This is a genomic window from Pseudomonas sp. KD5 (genome assembly GCF_012932895.1).
Lineage (GTDB): Bacteria > Pseudomonadota > Gammaproteobacteria > Pseudomonadales > Pseudomonadaceae > Aquipseudomonas.
In genome coordinates this window covers 455,558-473,692 of sequence record NZ_JDWJ01000001.1, presented here as the reverse complement: position 1 = coordinate 473,692, position 18,135 = coordinate 455,558, and the positions used below count along the sequence as shown (strand labels likewise).

Here is an 18,135-nt window from a genome sequence, read left to right as displayed (position 1 = left end):
ATGAAACCGCAGCCGATGCGCCTCGGGGATCTGTCGGTGGGCTTCGTCCATAGCCTGGCCGACGCCGTGCGCAGCCATGGCCTGGACCCACAACCGTTGCTGGAACAGTACGGCCTCGACGCCGCGCGACTGGCCGAAGCCGGCGCCCGCCTGTCGATCCCGCGCTACATGCGCCTGGGCCACGGCGCTATTCAACTGACCGACGACCCGGCGCTGGGTTTGCGCATGGGCGAGCTCAGCCGCCTGAGCCAGGCCGGCCTCGCCGGCGTCACCGCCGCCCAGGCCCCCACCGTGCGCGAAGCGGCGCGCTGCCTGATTCGTTTCGAAGCGCTGTACGGCTCCAACTATCGAGGCCAGTCGAGCTTTCACGAAGACGCCCAAGGCGCCTGGCTGCGGTTCTATTCGATCAGCCCCTACAACGCCTACAACCGCTTCGTGGTGGATTCGATCATCGCTGGCTGGTTGCAGCAATTGTCCAGCGTGAGCCCTGCCCCGCTGCGTGCCGAACGAATCGAGATCGAATTTGACGCGCCGGATTACCGTGACGCCTATGCCGTACTCGGCGACTGTCCGATCCAGTTTGGCGCCGAACAGAATCAACTGCGCCTGAGCCTGGACAGCCTCGCCCAGCGCAATCCGGAGCACTGCCCGAGCACCTGGCGGCACCTGCTGCAACTGTGTGAACGGGAACTTGAGCAACTGACACGCACCCGCAGCCTGCGTGAACGCATCACTCAGTTGCTGGGCCCGTTGCTCAATGGTGGCCGGGAACCCGACCTGGAAGAAGTGGCGGCACGCCTGAAGCTGCCAACCTGGACCTTGCGTCGCAAACTCGCCGAGGAAGGCACGCAATTTCGTGCAATTCTCAACGATACACGCCGTGACCTGGCCATGACCTACATCCGCGACACTGAACTGGCGTTCGGCGAAATCGCCTATCTGCTGGGGTTTGCCTCAGCCGAAGCCTTTCAGCGGGCCTTCAAACGCTGGAATGGCCAGACGCCCGGCGAGTTTCGCCGCAGTCATCGCAATTACAGCTCGGTTGCGTCTTCGGCCGGTTCCAGCGGGTCCAGTTCAAAGGCCTGATACTCGAGCAGTTCTTCTTGATAATCGTCCATTATTAAACCCCCATCGTTTGTTGAAAAATCGCTTGAATAAATGACCAACGCCTTGAGCATAAAGTGCCCGCATGAAAGAAAAATGACGCGGGCACGACACTACGTCGCTACTGAATAAAACGTAGCAGGTGGTCAGGAATTTATCACTGGATTTTTCGATACGGGCTGTAGGAATACAGCCCGACTTGATGTGGATCAGTCTTGAAAGACGTTACGGGAGCGGTATCGTCTGACCCGCTCCCATAAGAAGCAAGCCCACTACTGGCCGGAGACAGGTATCGCCGAAATCGGCTCGGTCGGCGGCGGCAGCGTGCTCGAGTCCGCTACTGGAGTGACCGTTTCCGTGGACGACGTCGGCTCGGTGCTCTTGGTCGGGGTAATCGGCGCTGTTTCAGCAGGCGGCGCAACAGGCTCCGAAGTGGCAGGCGCGGCGGCAGGTGCGGGCTCGGCTGCTGGCGCTGGCGCAGGATCTGCCGCCGGTGCCGGGGTTGGCGCCAACTGAGCCGGTGCAGCCTTGGCTTCAGGCATCCCCAGTTCGGTTTTCGGCTTCTCGATAATGTGCGCGGCCTTCTTCGCTTCCGGCGGCAGGAACAGTTCGACCAGGGTAAAGAAACGCTCGTAGAACTTGGCCGAGGACACGGTTTCACTCGCGACCTTGACCATCGAATCATCGGACGAGCCGATCGGCATCGATACCGAGCCCAATACGCCGACGCCGAGGCTGGCGGAGTTGTTGGTCTTTTTCAGCGCATATCGGTCCTGCAGGGCGTTGGCGAACATGGTCGCATGGTGCCCCTCGCTGCCGTCATCGGCACAAACCACGTTGAAGCTGATCTCCATATGGGTTTCGCCGGTCTGCTGGAAGCTCTTGTGCCCACTGACCAGTTTCGGATCGCTGCTGGTGATGATGTAACCCTGGCTAAGCAAGGCCCGACGGGCGGCTTCGCAGGTTTGCGCATCGGTCACCGGATAGCTGCGCGAAAACGTTCCCGAGTCGTCGAAGTTCTCATGCTCATAGATGGCGGCCTTCTTCGACGAACAACCGGCAGCGGCGGCCAGCACCAAGGCCAGCCCTACAACACGCATGGGAATTGATTTAAACATTGAACATCCTGAGGAAAACGGTTCGAGGCGTATTGTGCAACAGATCGATGCTTAGCGGAGCAACGATTGTCTAAAACGGCTACAGATTCATTGACCATCATCTCGGGAGAAAGTCCCGCCGGAGCAAAAATCAAAAGATCGCAGCCTGCGGCAGCGCCTAAAGATGACCGCGATCCCCTGAAAGCGCTAGCGCAGGCTGCGATCTTTTCGTTTCCCCCATAAAAAAACCCCAACCTTTCGGCTGGGGTCCTTTGTGTCGCGCAAAGCTCAGTCAGGCATCAGAAACGCTTGATCTCAGCCTCACGCTCCAGCAGCTTGCGGTAGGCCGCGAAGTCTTGCTGGCCAATGCGCGAGGCGAGGAAGCGACGGTATTGAGCCTTCTCTTCTTCGGTCGGCGCAGCGCCTTCATTCACGCCGTTCAGACGCACGACCACCAGGCTACCATCGGCCAAGGTCACGCTGCTGAAGGTCGGCTTGTCCTTGGAGACTGGCTTGGGCATGCGGAACAACGCTTGCAGCACGGTTGGGTCGACCCCTTCCTGAGCGCGAGTCGCGGTTGCGGTGACTTTCCAGTTCTGACCATCGATCGCCTTGTCCAGTGCGGTCTTGCCATCACGCAAGCTGGCGATCAGTTGATCGGCCTTGGTCTTGGCGGCGGCACTCGCGTGCTCCTTGGTCAATTGCACGCGGATGCTGGCAGCCACGCTTTCCAGCGGCAGTTGCTCAGGCTTGCGGTGCTCCTTGGCGCGCAGCACGATCACGGTTTCCGGATCCAGCTCGATGGCGGTGCTGTTGGCACCCTCATCCAGCACTTCAGGACTGAATGCAGCGGTCACTACGGCACGATTGGCCGCAACGCCTTCGCCACCTTCACGGCCGAATGGCGCGGACGTGTGAACGGTCAGCTTCAGGTCTTGTGCCGGCTGGGCCAGATCAGAGGACTCGAACGAGGAGTCTTCCAATTGCTTGGTCGCTTCGACGAAACGCTGCTCGACTTGCTGGGTTTTCAACTCGCGGGTCAGCTTGTCTTTCAGGCTGGCGAACGTTGGCACTTCAGGCGCCTCGACACCCAACAGCTTGATCAGGTGGAAACCGAAATCAGTGCGAACCGGCTCCGAGACCTGATCCTTGGCCAACGAATACAGGGCTTTTTCAAACGCTGGATCGTAGACGCCCGGACCTGCAAAACCGAGGTCACCGCCGTTGTTCGCCGAACCTGGATCCTGGGAGAACTCCTTGGCCAGGGCCTCGAAACTCTCGCCTTTGGCCAGGCGCGCCTGAACTTCTTCGATCTTGGCCTTGGCTTGCGCCTCGGTCACCTTGTCGTTCACTTCGATCAGAATGTGCGCAGCCCGGCGTTGCTCGGACAGGTTTGCGGTTTCTTTCTGATACGCCGCTTGCAAGTCTTCGTCCTTGACGCTGACCTGATCGAAGAAGGATGCCTTCTTCAATTCAAGGTAATCGATGACCACCTGATCTGGCGTCATGAACTCCTTGGCGTGTTCGTCGTAGTAGGCCTTGACCTCATCGTCGGTCAGTTTCACTGCCGCCGGGTCTGCCTTGATGTTCACGGTGGCGAAATCGCGGGTCTGTTTTTCCAAACGGGCGAAGGCCAACACCTGTGCATCGGTGACGAAACCGCTACCGGCCAGGCCAGCGCGCAGCTGACCGATCAGCATTTCCTGAGCCAGCATCTGACGGAATTGCAGACGGCTGTAGCCCAGTTGACGGATCACCTGGTCGAAACGCTCGGGGCTGAACTTGCCGTCCACCTGGAATTCAGGCGTTTGCAGGATCACCTGATCCAAAGCGGCTTCGGAGAAAGCGAATTTCGATTTTTCTGCGCCTTGCAGCAGCAGTTTGCGATCGATCAAGCCTTTGAGGGCCGATTCGCGCAGCATTTTTTCGTCGAGCAAGGAAGCATCGAAATCCTTGCCCAGCTGTTGCATGAGCTGACGGCGTTGCATATCGACCGCCTGGCTCAGCTCGTTCTGGCTGATTTCTTCGCCGTTGACCTTGGCCGCGTCATTTTTGTGCGTCGTGGCCTTGAAAATAGCGTCGAAACCGGTCAAAGCCATCAGTGCAACGATGACCCCGATGATGGTCTTGGCAATCCAGCCTTGTGAATTGTCCCTGATATTCTGCAGCATGCGTCCCCCAGAAACGGTTGAACTTCAAAATTAGGCAACCGTGGAGCGTGGGTAGAATCCGGATAGAAGAAAGGCGCATCCGAGGATGCGCCTTCTCGTAACTGGCGGAGCGGACGGGACTCGAACCCGCGACCCCCGGCGTGACAGGCCGGTATTCTAACCGACTGAACTACCGCTCCGCTGCCAAGTCAGGAATGACCCCGACCCGGATAGGCAAAAACCTGAATCGAACTTAGTTGACAGCTTCTTTCAGTGCTTTACCGGCTTTGAAACCTGGCTTTTTGGCTGCTGCGATTTCCAGCGTCTTACCGGTCTGTGGGTTACGACCGATGCGAGCTGGACGATCAGTCACGGAGAAAGTACCGAAACCAACCAGAACAACAGAATCACCAGCCTTGAGAGCGCCAGTGACGGATTCGATTACAGCGTCCAGCGCACGGCCAGCAGCAGCTTTCGGGATATCAGCGGATGCAGCGATAGCATCAATCAGTTCCGACTTGTTCACTCTAAGTCCCCTTATATCTATTTGAGTTTGATTCTAAGTTTTTTGGTGAAAGCAAAAAAAACGAGTGCTGAATGGCCTACAGACACTTAAGAGCCGCTTTATAACAAGGGCTCTAAAAAACTGTCAAGGAAGCCCCCCAGGCAAATGCGTACTAATGCGTGCTAATTCTTTCCTTAGAGTCAGACTCGCGTTTGTCATCCTTTGCAACGATCTCCGGAACCACATCCGGTAAGGGTTCCGGCGCGTATTGCAGCGCAATTTGCAGGACCTCGTCAATCCATTTAACGGGTTTAATCTGTAGATCTTGCTTGATGTTGTCAGGAATTTCCTTCAGATCGCGTACGTTCTCTTCAGGAATGATCACCGTCTTGATTCCGCCACGGTGAGCAGCCAGCAGTTTTTCCTTCAAGCCACCGATCGCCAGCACCTGACCACGCAAGGTGATTTCGCCGGTCATGGCGACGTCCGCTCTTACAGGAATGCCAGTCAATGCCGACACCAGGGCCGTGCACATGCCTACACCGGCGCTAGGGCCGTCTTTCGGGGTAGCCCCTTCAGGCATGTGGATATGGGTGTCGCGCTTCTCGTGGAAGTCCAGGGGAATCCCCAGGCTCTTCGCACGGCTGCGGACAACGGTCAGGGCTGCGGTGATCGATTCGACCATCACGTCACCCAGAGAACCGGTCTTGATCAATTGGCCTTTACCCGGCACGACTGCGGCTTCGATGGTCAGTAATTCGCCGCCCACCTGGGTCCACGCCAGGCCGGTGACCTGACCGATCTGATCCTGCTGCTCAGCCAGGCCGTAACGGAATTTACGCACGCCCAGGAAGTGTTCCAGCATCTCGGCAGTCACCTTCACCGAGAAGCGTTTTTCCAGAGCATGCTCTTTGACCGCCTTGCGGCAAACCTTGGCAATCTGGCGCTCCAGCCCACGTACACCGGCTTCGCGGGTGTAGTAGCGGATGATGTCGCGGATCGCTTCGGCGTCGAATTCCAGTTCGCCTTTTTTCAGTCCGTTGGCAGCAATCTGCTTGGGCGAAAGGTATTTGACGGCAATGTTGATCTTCTCGTCTTCGGTGTAACCCGGCAGACGAATCACTTCCATCCGGTCCAGCAGCGCCGGTGGAATATTCATCGAGTTGGAGGTGCACAGGAACATCACATCGGACAGGTCGTAGTCGACTTCCAGATAGTGATCGTTGAAGTTGTGGTTTTGCTCGGGGTCGAGCACTTCCAGCAACGCCGACGCCGGATCGCCACGCATGTCGCTGCCCATTTTGTCGATTTCATCGAGCAGGAACAGCGGGTTACGGACGCCCACCTTTGTCATCTTTTGAATCAATCTTCCTGGCATCGAACCGATATAAGTCCGGCGATGACCACGAATTTCCGCCTCATCGCGCACGCCGCCGAGGGCCATACGGACGAATTTGCGGTTGGTGGCATGCGCAATCGACTCCGCCAGAGAGGTTTTACCCACCCCTGGAGGACCGACCAGGCACAATACCGGGCCGCGAATCTTCTTCACGCGCTTCTGCACGGCGAGGTATTCAAGGATCCGCTCTTTGACTTCTTCCAGACCGTAGTGGTCGGCGTCGAGAATGTCCTCGGCACGGGCCAGGTCCAGGCGCACTTTGCTCTGGGCTTTCCATGGCACTTGAACCAGCCAGTCGATGTACGAACGCACCACGGTCGCTTCCGCGGACATTGGCGACATTTGCTTCAGCTTGTTCAGTTCGGCCTGAGCCTTGGCCAACGCATCTTTCGGCAGACCGGCGGCATCGATGCGCTTTTTCAGCTCTTCGATTTCGTTGTGGCCTTCGTCGCTGTCGCCCAGCTCTTTCTGAATGGCCTTCATCTGCTCATTCAGGTAGTACTCGCGCTGGCTGCGCTCCATTTGCTTCTTAACGCGGCCGCGAATGCGTTTTTCGACTTGCAGCAGATCGATCTCGGCATCCAGCAACGCCAGAACGTGCTCGACCCGGGCCGACAAATCGATGATTTCGAGGATTTCCTGCTTCTGCTCGATCTTCAGGGCCATATGCGCGGCCATGGTGTCGACCAGGCGACCTGGCTCGTCGATGCTGTTGAGCGACGACAGGACTTCAGCGGGGACTTTCTTGCCCAGCTGCACATATTGTTCGAACTGAGCCAGCAGACTGCGGACAAACACTTCCGATTCGCGCTCAGGCGCTTCGGTTTCGTCGATCAGCGAGACTTCGGCACGGCAGTGGCCGTCGACTTCGCTGAAGCGCTCCACGGCGCCCCGCTGCTCGCCTTCGACAAGAACCTTGACGGTGCCGTCAGGCAGCTTGAGCAGCTGCAGAACGGTAGCAATGGTGCCTACGCGATAAAGTGCTTCTTCACCGGGATCGTCGTCAGCAGGATTCCGCTGAGCCAGCAGAAGGATCTGCTTGTCGCCCGTCATCGCTGCCTCGAGAGCTTCGATGGATTTCTCGCGCCCCACGAACAGCGGGATAACCATGTGCGGATAAACCACGACATCACGCAATGGCAGGAGAGGCAATTCGATGGTCGTCTTCATGATTTCGCCTCTACGGCGGCCATAAGGCCGTAAACAGATGGAAGTAAGCTTGAAACCAAGATGGGGGCTGTTTTCAAAAAAAACAAGCGGATAAAAGAATCACTTAAAAAATCAGAGCTTACGGTAGCGCCTGCATTTATCCCGGCGCATCCAGAAATTCAGGTTAGCTGCCCCCTCTCCCACAATAGCAAAGGGGCCCGAAGGCCCCTTCTTTATTCCAGCAGTGTGACGCTTAGGCGTCTGGCGCTGCCTTGGCAGTCGGCTCACTGTTCTCATAGAGATACAGAGGCTTGGACTTGCCTTCTATAACGCTTTCGTCGATCACTACTTTACTCACCTCGGACTGCGAGGGGATTTCATACATAGTGTCGAGCAATACACCTTCGAGAATCGAGCGCAGGCCACGGGCACCGGTTTTGCGTTCCAGGGCACGTTTGGCGACCGATTTCAGCGCGTCGGCCCGGAATTCCAGGTCCACGCCTTCCATCTCGAACAGCTTGGCATACTGCTTGGTCAGAGCATTTTTTGGCTCGGTGAGAATCTGCATCAGCGCAGCCTCATCAAGCTCGTCCAGCGTGGCAAGTACCGGCAGACGACCGACGAATTCCGGGATCAGACCGAACTTGACCAGATCGTCAGGCTCGACTTCACGCAGGGATTCACCGACTTTCTTGCCTTCTTCCTTGCTGCGCACTTCTGCGTTGAAACCGATGCCGCCACGGGTGGAACGGTTTTGAATAACCTTTTCCAGACCGGAGAACGCACCACCACAGATGAACAGGATGTTACGGGTGTCGACCTGAAGGAATTCCTGCTGCGGATGCTTGCGACCACCTTGAGGCGGAACGGAAGCGACCGTGCCTTCGATCAACTTGAGCAGGGCCTGCTGCACGCCTTCACCGGAAACGTCCCGGGTGATCGACGGGTTGTCAGACTTGCGCGAGATCTTGTCGATCTCATCGATGTAGACAATGCCCATCTGGGCCTTTTCTACGTCGTAATCGCACTTCTGCAGCAGCTTCTGAATGATGTTCTCGACATCTTCACCCACATAACCTGCCTCGGTGAGGGTGGTTGCGTCGGCGATGGTGAACGGAACGTTCAGCAAGCGGGCCAGAGTTTCGGCAAGCAGGGTTTTACCCGAGCCTGTCGGGCCGATCAGCAAGATGTTGCTTTTGCCGAGTTCGACGTCGTCATTCTTTTTGTCGCGCTGGTTCAGACGCTTGTAGTGGTTGTACACCGCTACGGCCAGAACCTTTTTCGCACGCTCCTGACCAATCACGTACTGATCAAGGATGCCGCTGATTTCTTTAGGCGAAGGCAATTTATGCGCGCTGCTTTCGGCCTGGGCTTCCTGCACCTCCTCACGGATGATGTCATTGCACAGGTCGACGCACTCGTCGCAGATAAAGACCGAGGGGCCGGCAATCAATTTGCGTACTTCATGCTGGCTTTTGCCACAGAAGGAGCAATAGAGCAGTTTGCCGTTGTCCTCGCCGTTGCGGGTGTCAGTCATTCGATCGATCCAAATCCGATAGGCTTGCAACACAAGATGAAGGCAATTGCAGGCTTTTTCAAGCCCGCAGGCGGTCAGTTACCCCGACCACCTACATTTGGGCTGCTTAGGCGGGCATTTTACGCTTGTCGATCACGGAGTCGATCAGGCCATATTCAGCCGCACGCTCAGCGCTCATGAAGTTGTCGCGCTCGGTATCGCGCTCGATGGTTTCGAGGCTCTGACCGGTGTGATGAGCCAACAGCTGGTTCAAACGCGAACGAATGTGGAGGATTTCCTTGGCATGGATGTCGATATCCGACGCCTGACCCTGGAAGCCGCCCAACGGCTGGTGAATCATCATGCGCGAGTTCGGCAGGCAGAAACGCTTGCCGGCAGCACCACCGGCAAGCAGGAAGGCACCCATGCTGCAGGCCTGACCGATGCAGGTGGTGGAAACGTCTGGCTTGATGAACTGCATGGTGTCGTAGATCGACATGCCCGCAGTCACCGAACCGCCTGGTGAGTTGATGTAAAGATGGATGTCCTTGTCCGGGTTTTCCGCTTCAAGGAACAGCAGTTGCGCCGCAACCAGGTTGGCCATGTAGTCTTCTACCGGACCTACCAGGAAGATCACTCGCTCCTTCAACAGGCGCGAGTAGATGTCATAGGCACGTTCGCCACGGGCAGACTGCTCGATAACCATCGGGACCAGACCGCCTGCGGCCTGGATGTCAGAGCTCTGATAATAAGAATTGCGGGACATGTCTCGCAGTCACTCCCAAATAGTTATGTCTTGAATACGCATAAGCCAGCACGAAGGCTGGCTTATGGTGTGTACTTCTTACCGCAAAACCAATCAGTCGGCTTGTGGAGCTTCTACCGGCTTGACCGCTTCTTCGTAAGAGACCGATTTGTCGGTCACGCTAGCTTTCTGCAGAACAGTATCCACAACTTGCTCTTCCAGCACAACCGAACGGACTTCGTTCAGTTGCTGGTCGTTCTTGTAGTACCAGGACACAACCTGCTCAGGCTCTTGGTAGGCCGAAGCCATTTCCTGAATCATCTCGCGAACGCGGGCTTCGTCAGGCTTGAGGTCGAATTGCTTGACCACTTCAGCCACGATCAGACCCAGCACGACGCGGCGCTTGGCTTGCTCTTCGAACAGCTCGGCCGGCAGTTGGTCAGGCTTGATGTTGCCACCGAACTGCTGAACAGCCTGCACGCGCAGACGGTCGACTTCGTTGGACAGCAGAGCCTTAGGCACTTCGATCGGGTTGGTGGCCAACAGACCGTCCATCACCTGATTCTTGACCTTGGATTTGATCGCCTGACGCAGTTCGCGCTCCATGTTCTTGCGAACTTCGGTGCGGAAGCCTTCCAGACCGGTTTCCTTGATGCCGAATTGAGCGAAGAACTCTTCGGTCAGCTCTGGCAGTTTAGGCTCGGAAACGGTGTTCACGGTCACGGTGAACTCAGCAGTTTTGCCTGCCAGGTCGAGGTTCTGGTAGTCCTCTGGGAAGGTCAGGTTCAGAACGCGCTCTTCGCCGGCTTTAGCGCCAACCAGACCGTCTTCGAAACCAGGGATCATGCGGCCGGAACCCAGCACCAGCTGAGTACCCTTGGCAGAACCGCCTGCGAACACTTCACCGTCGACCTTGCCGACGAAATCGATGTTCAGCTGGTCTTCGTTCTGGGCAGCGCGATCGGCTACTTCAAAACGGGTGTTCTGCTTGCGCAGGACTTCCAGCATCTTGTCCAGATCGGCGTCAGCCACTTCGGCGCTCAGGCGCTCGACGGTGATGCCTTCGAAACCGGCAACGGTGAACTCAGGGAACACTTCGAATACAGCTACGTATTCCAGGTCCTTGCCCGCTTCCAGGGTTTTAGGTTCGATCGAAGGCGAACCAGCCGGGTTCAGCTTCTGCTCGACGACAGCTTCGTAGAAGGAAGACTGGATCACGTCGCCCACAGCTTCTTGACGCGCATCAGCCCCGAAACGCTGACGGATCACGCTCATTGGCACTTTGCCTGGACGGAAGCCAGCGATCTTGGCCTTTTGGGCAGTCTGCTGCAGACGCTTGTTGACCTGAGTCTCGATGCGCTCAGCCGGCACGGTGATGCTCATGCGGCGCTCAAGAGCAGAAGTATTTTCAACAGAAACTTGCATGGATATTCCTCGTTGCACAGACGTTAGCCGGCCGTTTCCGACCCCAGAATCAAGGGCATGCATTCTAGTGGGTCAAACTCAAGAAGTCACCCTACTGAAAACGGGTAAAAAAACAGCAGGCAATTTATAGGCGGGGACAAACGGTTGTGCCTCGCCCTGTTAGCAAATACAGCCAATCAAGCCAGGGCTCTGCACCCACCTTCCTATATATAGAAGGAATCGGCAATCCGTCCCTGACAGCCAACCCCGCGAGGGGATCGGCGGGCAAATCAGGCATCATCGAGAAACATAAATACGACGAAGCGACCTGCCCCTGCGGCCCACAACCTGCAGCCGCCGACACTCAAACCACTGAAACAAAAAAGGCGCCAGACTGTTAAATCTGGCGCCTTTCGGAATATGGGGTGGACGATGGGGATCGAACCCACGACAACGGGAGTCACAATCCCGTGCTCTACCAACTGAGCTACGCCCACCATATTGCGTGACAAAGAAGCCAAACAACTTCTTTGTTGAACCTCAATCATGCCAAGCGGCATGAGTGAAGCTTTATTTGGTGCGGATGAAGAGACTCGAACTCTTACGCCTCGCGGCGCTGGAACCTAAATCCAGTGTGTCTACCAATTCCACCACATCCGCGGGTTGAAGCTGTTAAAGCAAAGGCGCCAGACTATTAATCTGGCGCCTTTCGAAATATGGGGTGGACGATGGGGATCGAACCCACGACAACGGGAGTCACAATCCCGTGCTCTACCAACTGAGCTACGCCCACCATATCGCGCTACTTGTGCCAATGCTGCCTAATGGCGCACCCGGCAGGACTCGAACCTGCGACCATCCGCTTAGAAGGCGGATGCTCTATCCAGCTGAGCTACGGGCGCCTTGTTAATCTGTACCCTTGAAGGACTACAAACTAAGTGCTTTTCAGTCTTGCGAAACCGTAACTCCGCTCGACCTTCTTAACCAGTGCTAGGCTGTGCCCGACAAGTGCGACGAATAGTATAGAGCCCCCTGAAGGTCGTCAAATCCTTTTTGAAAAAAATTCATTTAATTAAAGGAGTTAGGGGAATTTGCAGACCAAGCGCCTTTGCCCTCACCTCGTGACATGCGAGAATGCGCTCTCTTTTTTTCCCCTCTCGATGGTTAATCACGCGCAATGACTGCACAACTAATCGACGGCAAATCGATCGCCGCCAGCCTGCGCCAGCAGATCGCCAAACGAGTTGCCGAGCGTCGCCAGCAAGGCCTGCGCACGCCCGGCCTCGCGGTGATCCTGGTCGGCAGCGATCCTGCCTCTCAGGTTTATGTCTCGCACAAGCGTAAAGACTGTGAAGAGGTCGGCTTCCTATCCCAAGCCTATGACCTGCCTGCCGACACCACTCAAGAAGCGCTGACCGATCTGATCGATCGCCTGAACGACGACCCGGCAATCGACGGCGTTCTGCTTCAGCTGCCTCTACCTGAACACCTGGACGCCTCCAAATTGCTGGAGCGCATTCGTCCCGACAAGGACGTCGACGGTTTCCACCCTTATAACGTCGGTCGCCTGGCCCAGCGCATTCCGCTGCTGCGCCCGTGCACGCCCAAAGGCATCATGACGCTACTGGAAAGCACCGGTGTCAATCTTTACGGGATGGACGCGGTCATTGTCGGGGCTTCCAACATTGTTGGTCGTCCGATGGCGATGGAACTGCTACTGGCCGGTTGCACCGTGACTGTCACCCACCGCTTCACCAAGGATCTGGCCAGCCAGGTCGGTCGCGCCGACCTGGTAGTGGTTGCCGCCGGCAAGCCGGGCCTGGTCAAAGGTGAGTGGATCAAGGAAGGCGCGATCGTGATCGACGTCGGCATCAACCGTCAGGAAGACGGCAAACTGGTCGGCGACGTGACTTACGAATCCGCCCTGGCCCGTGCCGGCTGGATCACTCCGGTACCGGGCGGCGTCGGCCCGATGACCCGCGCCTGCCTGCTGGAAAACACGTTGTACGCCGCAGAAACACTGCACAGCTGAGTTCACTCTCACCATGCTGCACCCAAAAGAACCCCGCCCATCGCGGGGTTCTTTTTGCCCGTAGCAAACAGCTCGATCACAGAGGTCGGACAACTGCAAAGCCAAATAGTAAAGAAAGGGTTACAGCATTAAATATTCTTCACTTTTACCCCCTGTCTTACAGGCGCCTATGGCTTTCCTGGCACATACTCCTAAAATGCGTCGTTTTTAAGAAACAGCCCGTTACAGAACGGCATATCCACCCTTTATGAGTCTGCCAGCGTGAAAATCCGTCTTTCCATCCTGAGCCTAGTTTTTGCAGTTACAGGGACTTTCATCACGCCAACGGTCAACGCCGCTGAAACCACCGCGGCACCACGAGACAATTCACAACTGAAGATCGCGTCCGGCAGCGCTTTGCTGATGGATCTGCAAACCAATAAAGTCATTTATGCCAGCAACCCTGATGTCGTCGTACCCATCGCCTCCGTCAGCAAACTGATGACCGGCCTGGTGGTCGTGGAAGCGCGACAGAACATGGACGAATACATTCCCGTCAACATCAGCGACACCCCGGAAATGAAAGGCGTGTTCTCCCGGGTCAAACTCAAAAGCGAATTGACGCGCCGCGAGATGCTGCTGATTGCCCTGATGTCATCGGAAAACCGTGCCGCTGCGACGCTGGCGCATCACTATCCGGGCGGTTATGTCGCGTTCATTGCCGCCATGAATGCCAAAGCCAAGGCGCTGGGCATGACCAGCACCCACTTCGTCGAACCGACGGGCCTCTCCCCGCGCAACGTGTCCACCGCCCGCGACCTGAGCAAACTGCTGATCGCCGCGCACAAGTACCCGCTGCTGACCGAGCTGAGCACTACCAAGGAAAAAACCGTCAGTTTCCGTAAACCCAACTACAGCCTGGGGTTCCACAACACCGACCATTTGATCAACAAGCCGAACTGGGACATCAAGCTGACGAAAACCGGTTTTACCAACGAGGCCGGTCACTGCCTGGTACTGGTGACCAGCATGGGCAACCGTCCGGTTGCGCTGGTGATTCTCGATGCCTTCGGCAAATACACACACTTTGCCGATGCGACCCGTATTCGCAACTGGGTCGAAACCGGCAAGAGCGCCAACGTGCCGTCCGTAGCCCTGCAGTACAAGTCCGACAAGAACCTCAAGCATCGCCAGAGCGGTGTGATTGAAGCCTCAAAATAAGGTCGAAACATCCGTAAATGAAAAGCCCCGAATATTCGGGGCTTTTTTTGTCCAGCGGTCAGTCATTGGGCAACGGCATCTGATCGTCATCCGGGATGCCATCCCCTGCACTCGGGTCTCGCCAGCCCTGCGGATGCTTCGTCGGCACCACCATCGGCCTGGCCAAGGGATCCCTTAACGGGCTGTCTGGGTCCATCACCGGGTCCACGTCCGGCTCAAGGGTTGTTGGAACACTGTCGGGAGAGTCCGGATGTTTGTCATCGAAGCTCGAATCGGTAGACATATGCACCTCTCACTAAGACTTGGGTCTCAGATTACCGAGCGGGTCGTAAGGCTTGGCCGGCTTCTTCTTGCCCTCCTCACCCGGTTTTACGTCCCTGGGCGCCCTGGCAGGTCCGATGGGGTCGACCTGAGGATCCGCGACGTCCGGAGAATCGGGGTCGAACCCCAACTCATTATCGGACGAATGCTCGGACGAGTGCGGGCCGTCGGGGGTATTGGGATGAGCCATGGGCGCCTCCTGGTCACGACCCGGCGAGAATCCGGGCTCTTTATATAAGAGACCAAAATCACTGAGTCGTGCCCTGCAGATGACGAGCGGAACCTACTGCGCGGTCAGCGCCTTCTTCGCCCTGGCTGCCGCCTGCTCCTGACCCGACTGGGCAAGATCATTCGCCGCTTTCAGCCAGCGCTGTTGATCGACGTTGGCCGGAATCTGGTCCGGCTTCTGAATCAAAACGGCCCAACCGCCGGCATTCTCGAGCGCCGACTCAAAGGCGCCGAACCCCATCAGCAACCGACGATCCATCCCGGTGCGCAGCAACACGGTCTGCTTCTGACGGTTGTAACCGGCAAGAATGGCGTATCGCGGCCCGGCCCAGAACGCCGAGCCTTCGGTGATGCGCACCATCACCGGATAACCGGCCGCGACCTGGGTCAGCAGCGCCGGCAATTGGCTGTCGAGGGGATAGACCACCATTCCATATTCGCGGGCGAGGTTTTGCATGTTCTGCTGCAACCGGTCTTCGGCACCCGGTAAATTCAGGGGCTTTTCGAGCAGCCCCGGAGTCATCACGATGCCTTGCTGGGACAACAGGCTGGCCAGCACTTGAGGCCCGCTTTGATAACTTTGCCCGCGGTAGAACGTACCGCTGAGTTCGACACGCTCCGGCAGACGCTTGATCTCAGGCGCTACGCTCCCCGCACAGCCAGCCAGGCCGGCAACGCAGCCAACGATCAGTGCCAAAGATCGAATTCGAGAAAATACCCGCACCATCATCACTCTCTTGTTCAGACGCCAGGCGCTCACGCAGCCGGCTTGGCCGTCGATCATAGGATGCCGCGCGACAACGGTATAGCCTTAAACCCGCAGTTGTTTGCATTTGATAGAGCGAACGGGTTGATGACAGGCGACCTTTGGTCAATAGCCTGAAACACAGCAACGGCTAGACTGTCCTTTACCAAGGAAGAGCGTGCGCCCGCTGCAGGGCAAAGAGGAGGCACTGATGAGCCTGACAATGACCATTGTGATGTTGATTTCCGGCTGGCTGGCAGTGGCTGCCGCCATGTTGTGGGGCGTTTTGCGCATTACCCGTCGGCACCATCACCACCCGGTTCAATCGGCGCCCGTGGCCAAATCCGATAAACCGGCTACACGCCCCGCCACCGCGCACTGACTGGCGCCTTTCAGTCGCACAAACAAAAACGGCCGCCTGGACTCTTGCGAGTTCAGGCGGCCGTTTCGTTTATCGGCGATTAAGCTTCTGCGGCTACGCGCCTCTGTTTGGCCCGCCGCGACAGCATGTTCAAGCCTTCGATCGTCGCCGAGAACGCCATGGCCGCATAGACATAGCCTTTCGGTACGTGGGCGCCGAAACCTTCGGCGATCAGCGTCATGCCGATCATGATCAAGAAGCCCAGCGCCAGCATCACCACCGTCGGGTTGTCGTTGATGAACTTGGCCAGCGGGTCAGCAGCCAGCAACATCACCAGGACCGATACCACCACCGCGATGATCATGATCGGCAAATGCTCGGTCATGCCCACAGCAGTAATGATGCTGTCGATGGAGAACACCATATCCAGCATCAGGATCTGACCAATGGCGGCGGCAAAGCCCAGTGTCACGGTCGAGGTGGCCGATGTCGGATCTTCCGGCGACGGGTCCATGCTGTGATGAATCTCGGTGGTCGCCTTCCACAACAGGAACAGGCCGCCGGCGATCAGGATCATGTCCTTCCAGGAGAACGCGTGGCCGAGAATGTCGATCACCGGTTCAGTCAACTGGACGATGAACGCGATGGTGCTCAACAGCGCCAGGCGCAGGATCAACGCCATGCCGATACCAATGCGCCGCGCCTTCTGGCGATGCTGTTCGGGCAGCTTATTGGTGAGGATCGAGATGAAGATCAGGTTATCGATGCCGAGCACGATTTCCATCACCACCAACGTGGCCAGGGCGACCCAGGCGGTGGGGCTTGCAGCGAGTTCTAAAAGGTATTCCATGGGTCAGTCCTGACTCGTTGTAGGCGGTTTAGATTTCCTGGGACGAAGAGTCGGTTTTGCCCGTCTCTTTGGCCGGTTGTTCTTTCTTGCTGATCAGGCCACTCGTGGCTTCGCTCAACGCTTGTTCGGCTGCTTTGTGGGTATCGTCAATCGCCTGTTTGGCGCTTTCGGCGGCCTTGCCCATCAATTGCTGAGCACTTTTCTCGGCCTGATCGCAACCGGCCAACACCAGTAAAGAGGTGATCAGCAGCGCGGTGGTTTTAAGCTTCATGATGCTTTCCTCGATAGAACAGACAGAACCCAAAAGGCGATCCGTCGATAGCGAGGCAGTCTAAAGAGGCAAACACTTCAGGAAAATTCGTATTTTCAGCGGTTATACTTCGGTTTTTACGAATCCATAGCAAAACACACGCTACGGGGAGCATGAATGCTGAATTATCGACAGCTGCATTATTTCTGGGTGGTGGCCAAGACCGGCAGCATCGTGCGCGCCTGCGAGCAGTTGAACCTGACGCCACAGACCATCAGCGGGCAGATTTCCCTGCTCGAACAAACCTATGGCATCGAATTGTTTCGCCGGGTCGGGCGGCAACTGGAACTCACCGAAGCCGGGCGTCAGACCCTGCCCTACGCCGAGCAGATGTTTCAACTCGGGGGCGAGCTGGAACTGATGCTGCGGGCGCAGCCCAATGAGCAACAGATTCTGTTTCGGGTGGGCGTCGCCGACGTGGTGCCCAAATCCATCGTCTATCGCCTGATCGCGCCGACCATGGAGTTGAGCGAACCGCTACGCATCACCTGCCGCGAAGACAAACTGGAACGATTGCTCGCCGACCTGGCGATTCAACGCCTCGACCTGGTGATTTCCGACAGCCCGATGCCCTCGCATCTGGACATCAAGGGCTACAGCCAGAAGCTCGGCGAATGCGGTATCAGCTTCTTTGCCACCGCTGAACTGACGGCGCGATACGGCCAGGATTTCCCCCGCAGCCTGCACGGCGCCCCGTTGTTGATTCCCGGGCCGGAAACCGTGGTGCGCAGTCGCTTGCAACGCTGGTTTGCCGAACAGCAGATCCAGCCGCGAATCGTCGGCGAGTTCGACGACAGCGCTTTGATGCAGGCTTTCGGCCAATCCGGTAGCGGGATATTCATCGGCCCGAGCGTGATTGCCGACGAGGTGAAACGCCAATGCGGCGTGGAGTTGATCGGCCAGACCGACGCGGTGCGCGAGTCGTTCTACGCCATTTCGGTGGAACGCAAGGTCAAGCACCCCGGCATTGTCGCCATTACCGAAGGTGCCCGACGCGAGCTGTTCACCGAGATGTGAAG

At 57.2% G+C, this 18,135-nt stretch carries 17 protein-coding genes and 5 tRNA genes; 5 read left to right on the top strand and 17 right to left on the bottom strand.

Features of this window, described 5'->3' with window-relative positions; genetic code table 11:
• Entirely contained in the window at positions 1-1,086 is a 1,086-nt protein-coding gene (locus tag AF70_RS02070; RefSeq protein ID WP_028941217.1) for an AraC family transcriptional regulator, read from the top strand.
• Positions 1,087-1,376: 290 nt separating this feature from the next.
• On the opposite strand, the gene AF70_RS02065 is transcribed toward AF70_RS02070, so the two are convergent.
• From AF70_RS02065 to AF70_RS02010, 12 genes are all read right to left on the bottom strand, one after another.
• The gene (locus tag AF70_RS02065; protein ID WP_019580010.1) at positions 1,377-2,222 is read right to left on the bottom strand and encodes a DUF2242 domain-containing protein; all 846 of its coding nucleotides are present in this window, start codon (positions 2,220-2,222) and stop codon (positions 1,377-1,379) included.
• 278 nt (positions 2,223-2,500) lie between these two features.
• Positions 2,501-4,372 carry a SurA N-terminal domain-containing protein gene (locus tag AF70_RS02060; RefSeq protein ID WP_019580009.1) on the bottom strand — a complete coding sequence of 624 codons (1,872 nt, stop codon included), beginning with the start codon at positions 4,370-4,372 and terminating at the stop codon, positions 2,501-2,503.
• Positions 4,373-4,474: 102 nt separating this feature from the next.
• Positions 4,475-4,551: transfer RNA gene (locus tag AF70_RS02055), tRNA-Asp, on the bottom strand.
• A gap of 53 nt (positions 4,552-4,604) precedes the next feature.
• Positions 4,605-4,877, bottom strand: a complete 273-nt coding sequence (locus AF70_RS02050; protein ID WP_002552737.1) for an HU family DNA-binding protein — start codon at positions 4,875-4,877, stop codon at positions 4,605-4,607.
• Between the two features lie 151 nt (positions 4,878-5,028).
• Positions 5,029-7,425: an endopeptidase La gene (lon, locus tag AF70_RS02045; RefSeq protein ID WP_007940400.1), complete on the bottom strand. Its 2,397-nt coding sequence runs from the start codon at positions 7,423-7,425 to the stop codon at positions 5,029-5,031.
• A 232-nt stretch (positions 7,426-7,657) separates the two neighbouring features.
• Positions 7,658-8,941 (bottom strand): ATP-dependent Clp protease ATP-binding subunit ClpX, encoded by a 1,284-nt coding sequence (gene clpX / locus AF70_RS02040; RefSeq protein ID WP_018925424.1) that lies wholly within the window; start codon positions 8,939-8,941, stop codon positions 7,658-7,660.
• A 106-nt stretch (positions 8,942-9,047) separates the two neighbouring features.
• Positions 9,048-9,686 carry an ATP-dependent Clp endopeptidase proteolytic subunit ClpP gene (gene clpP / locus AF70_RS02035; RefSeq protein ID WP_018925423.1) on the bottom strand — a complete coding sequence of 213 codons (639 nt, stop codon included), beginning with the start codon at positions 9,684-9,686 and terminating at the stop codon, positions 9,048-9,050.
• A gap of 93 nt (positions 9,687-9,779) precedes the next feature.
• Entirely contained in the window at positions 9,780-11,090 is a 1,311-nt protein-coding gene (gene tig, locus AF70_RS02030) for a trigger factor (protein ID WP_019580008.1), read from the bottom strand.
• Positions 11,091-11,490: 400 nt separating this feature from the next.
• Positions 11,491-11,566: transfer RNA gene (locus AF70_RS02025), tRNA-His, on the bottom strand.
• Between the two features lie 78 nt (positions 11,567-11,644).
• Positions 11,645-11,729: transfer RNA gene (locus tag AF70_RS02020), tRNA-Leu, on the bottom strand.
• A gap of 57 nt (positions 11,730-11,786) precedes the next feature.
• A tRNA-His gene (locus AF70_RS02015) sits at positions 11,787-11,862 on the bottom strand.
• Positions 11,863-11,894: 32 nt separating this feature from the next.
• A tRNA-Arg gene (locus AF70_RS02010) sits at positions 11,895-11,971 on the bottom strand.
• Between the two features lie 275 nt (positions 11,972-12,246).
• Here AF70_RS02010 and folD point away from each other — a divergent pair.
• Both folD and pbpG read left to right on the top strand, forming a co-directional pair.
• Positions 12,247-13,101 (top strand): bifunctional methylenetetrahydrofolate dehydrogenase/methenyltetrahydrofolate cyclohydrolase FolD, encoded by an 855-nt coding sequence (gene folD, locus AF70_RS02005; protein WP_019580007.1) that lies wholly within the window; start codon positions 12,247-12,249, stop codon positions 13,099-13,101.
• A 261-nt stretch (positions 13,102-13,362) separates the two neighbouring features.
• Positions 13,363-14,301, top strand: a complete 939-nt coding sequence (pbpG, locus tag AF70_RS02000; RefSeq protein WP_019580006.1) for a D-alanyl-D-alanine endopeptidase — start codon at positions 13,363-13,365, stop codon at positions 14,299-14,301.
• Positions 14,302-14,359: 58 nt separating this feature from the next.
• Here the strand turns inward: pbpG and AF70_RS01995 are convergent, their stop codons facing one another.
• The 3 genes from AF70_RS01995 to AF70_RS01985 form a co-directional block, all read right to left on the bottom strand.
• The gene (locus AF70_RS01995; RefSeq protein ID WP_019580005.1) at positions 14,360-14,584 is read right to left on the bottom strand and encodes a hypothetical protein; all 225 of its coding nucleotides are present in this window, start codon (positions 14,582-14,584) and stop codon (positions 14,360-14,362) included.
• A 12-nt stretch (positions 14,585-14,596) separates the two neighbouring features.
• On the bottom strand, positions 14,597-14,812 hold the full coding sequence (locus AF70_RS29735; RefSeq protein ID WP_028941216.1) for a DUF6021 family protein: 216 nt from the start codon (positions 14,810-14,812) through the stop codon (positions 14,597-14,599).
• 93 nt (positions 14,813-14,905) lie between these two features.
• On the bottom strand, positions 14,906-15,634 hold the full coding sequence (locus tag AF70_RS01985) for a hypothetical protein (RefSeq protein WP_028941215.1): 729 nt from the start codon (positions 15,632-15,634) through the stop codon (positions 14,906-14,908).
• Positions 15,635-15,806: 172 nt separating this feature from the next.
• On the opposite strand from AF70_RS01985, the gene AF70_RS01980 reads away from it, so the two are divergent.
• Complete coding sequence (locus tag AF70_RS01980; RefSeq protein ID WP_169342455.1) at positions 15,807-15,977, top strand: hypothetical protein; 171 nt, start codon at positions 15,807-15,809, stop codon at positions 15,975-15,977.
• Positions 15,978-16,056: 79 nt separating this feature from the next.
• Here AF70_RS01980 and AF70_RS01975 read toward each other — a convergent pair whose 3' ends face one another.
• Both AF70_RS01975 and AF70_RS01970 read right to left on the bottom strand, forming a co-directional pair.
• Positions 16,057-16,806 carry a TerC family protein gene (locus AF70_RS01975; protein ID WP_018925415.1) on the bottom strand — a complete coding sequence of 250 codons (750 nt, stop codon included), beginning with the start codon at positions 16,804-16,806 and terminating at the stop codon, positions 16,057-16,059.
• A gap of 28 nt (positions 16,807-16,834) precedes the next feature.
• Entirely contained in the window at positions 16,835-17,077 is a 243-nt protein-coding gene (locus tag AF70_RS01970; protein ID WP_007940414.1) for a hypothetical protein, read from the bottom strand.
• 156 nt (positions 17,078-17,233) lie between these two features.
• Between AF70_RS01970 and nhaR the strand changes: the two genes are divergently transcribed.
• Complete coding sequence (gene nhaR / locus AF70_RS01965) at positions 17,234-18,133, top strand: transcriptional activator NhaR (protein WP_018925414.1); 900 nt, start codon at positions 17,234-17,236, stop codon at positions 18,131-18,133.
• Positions 18,134-18,135: the final 2 nt, after the last annotated feature.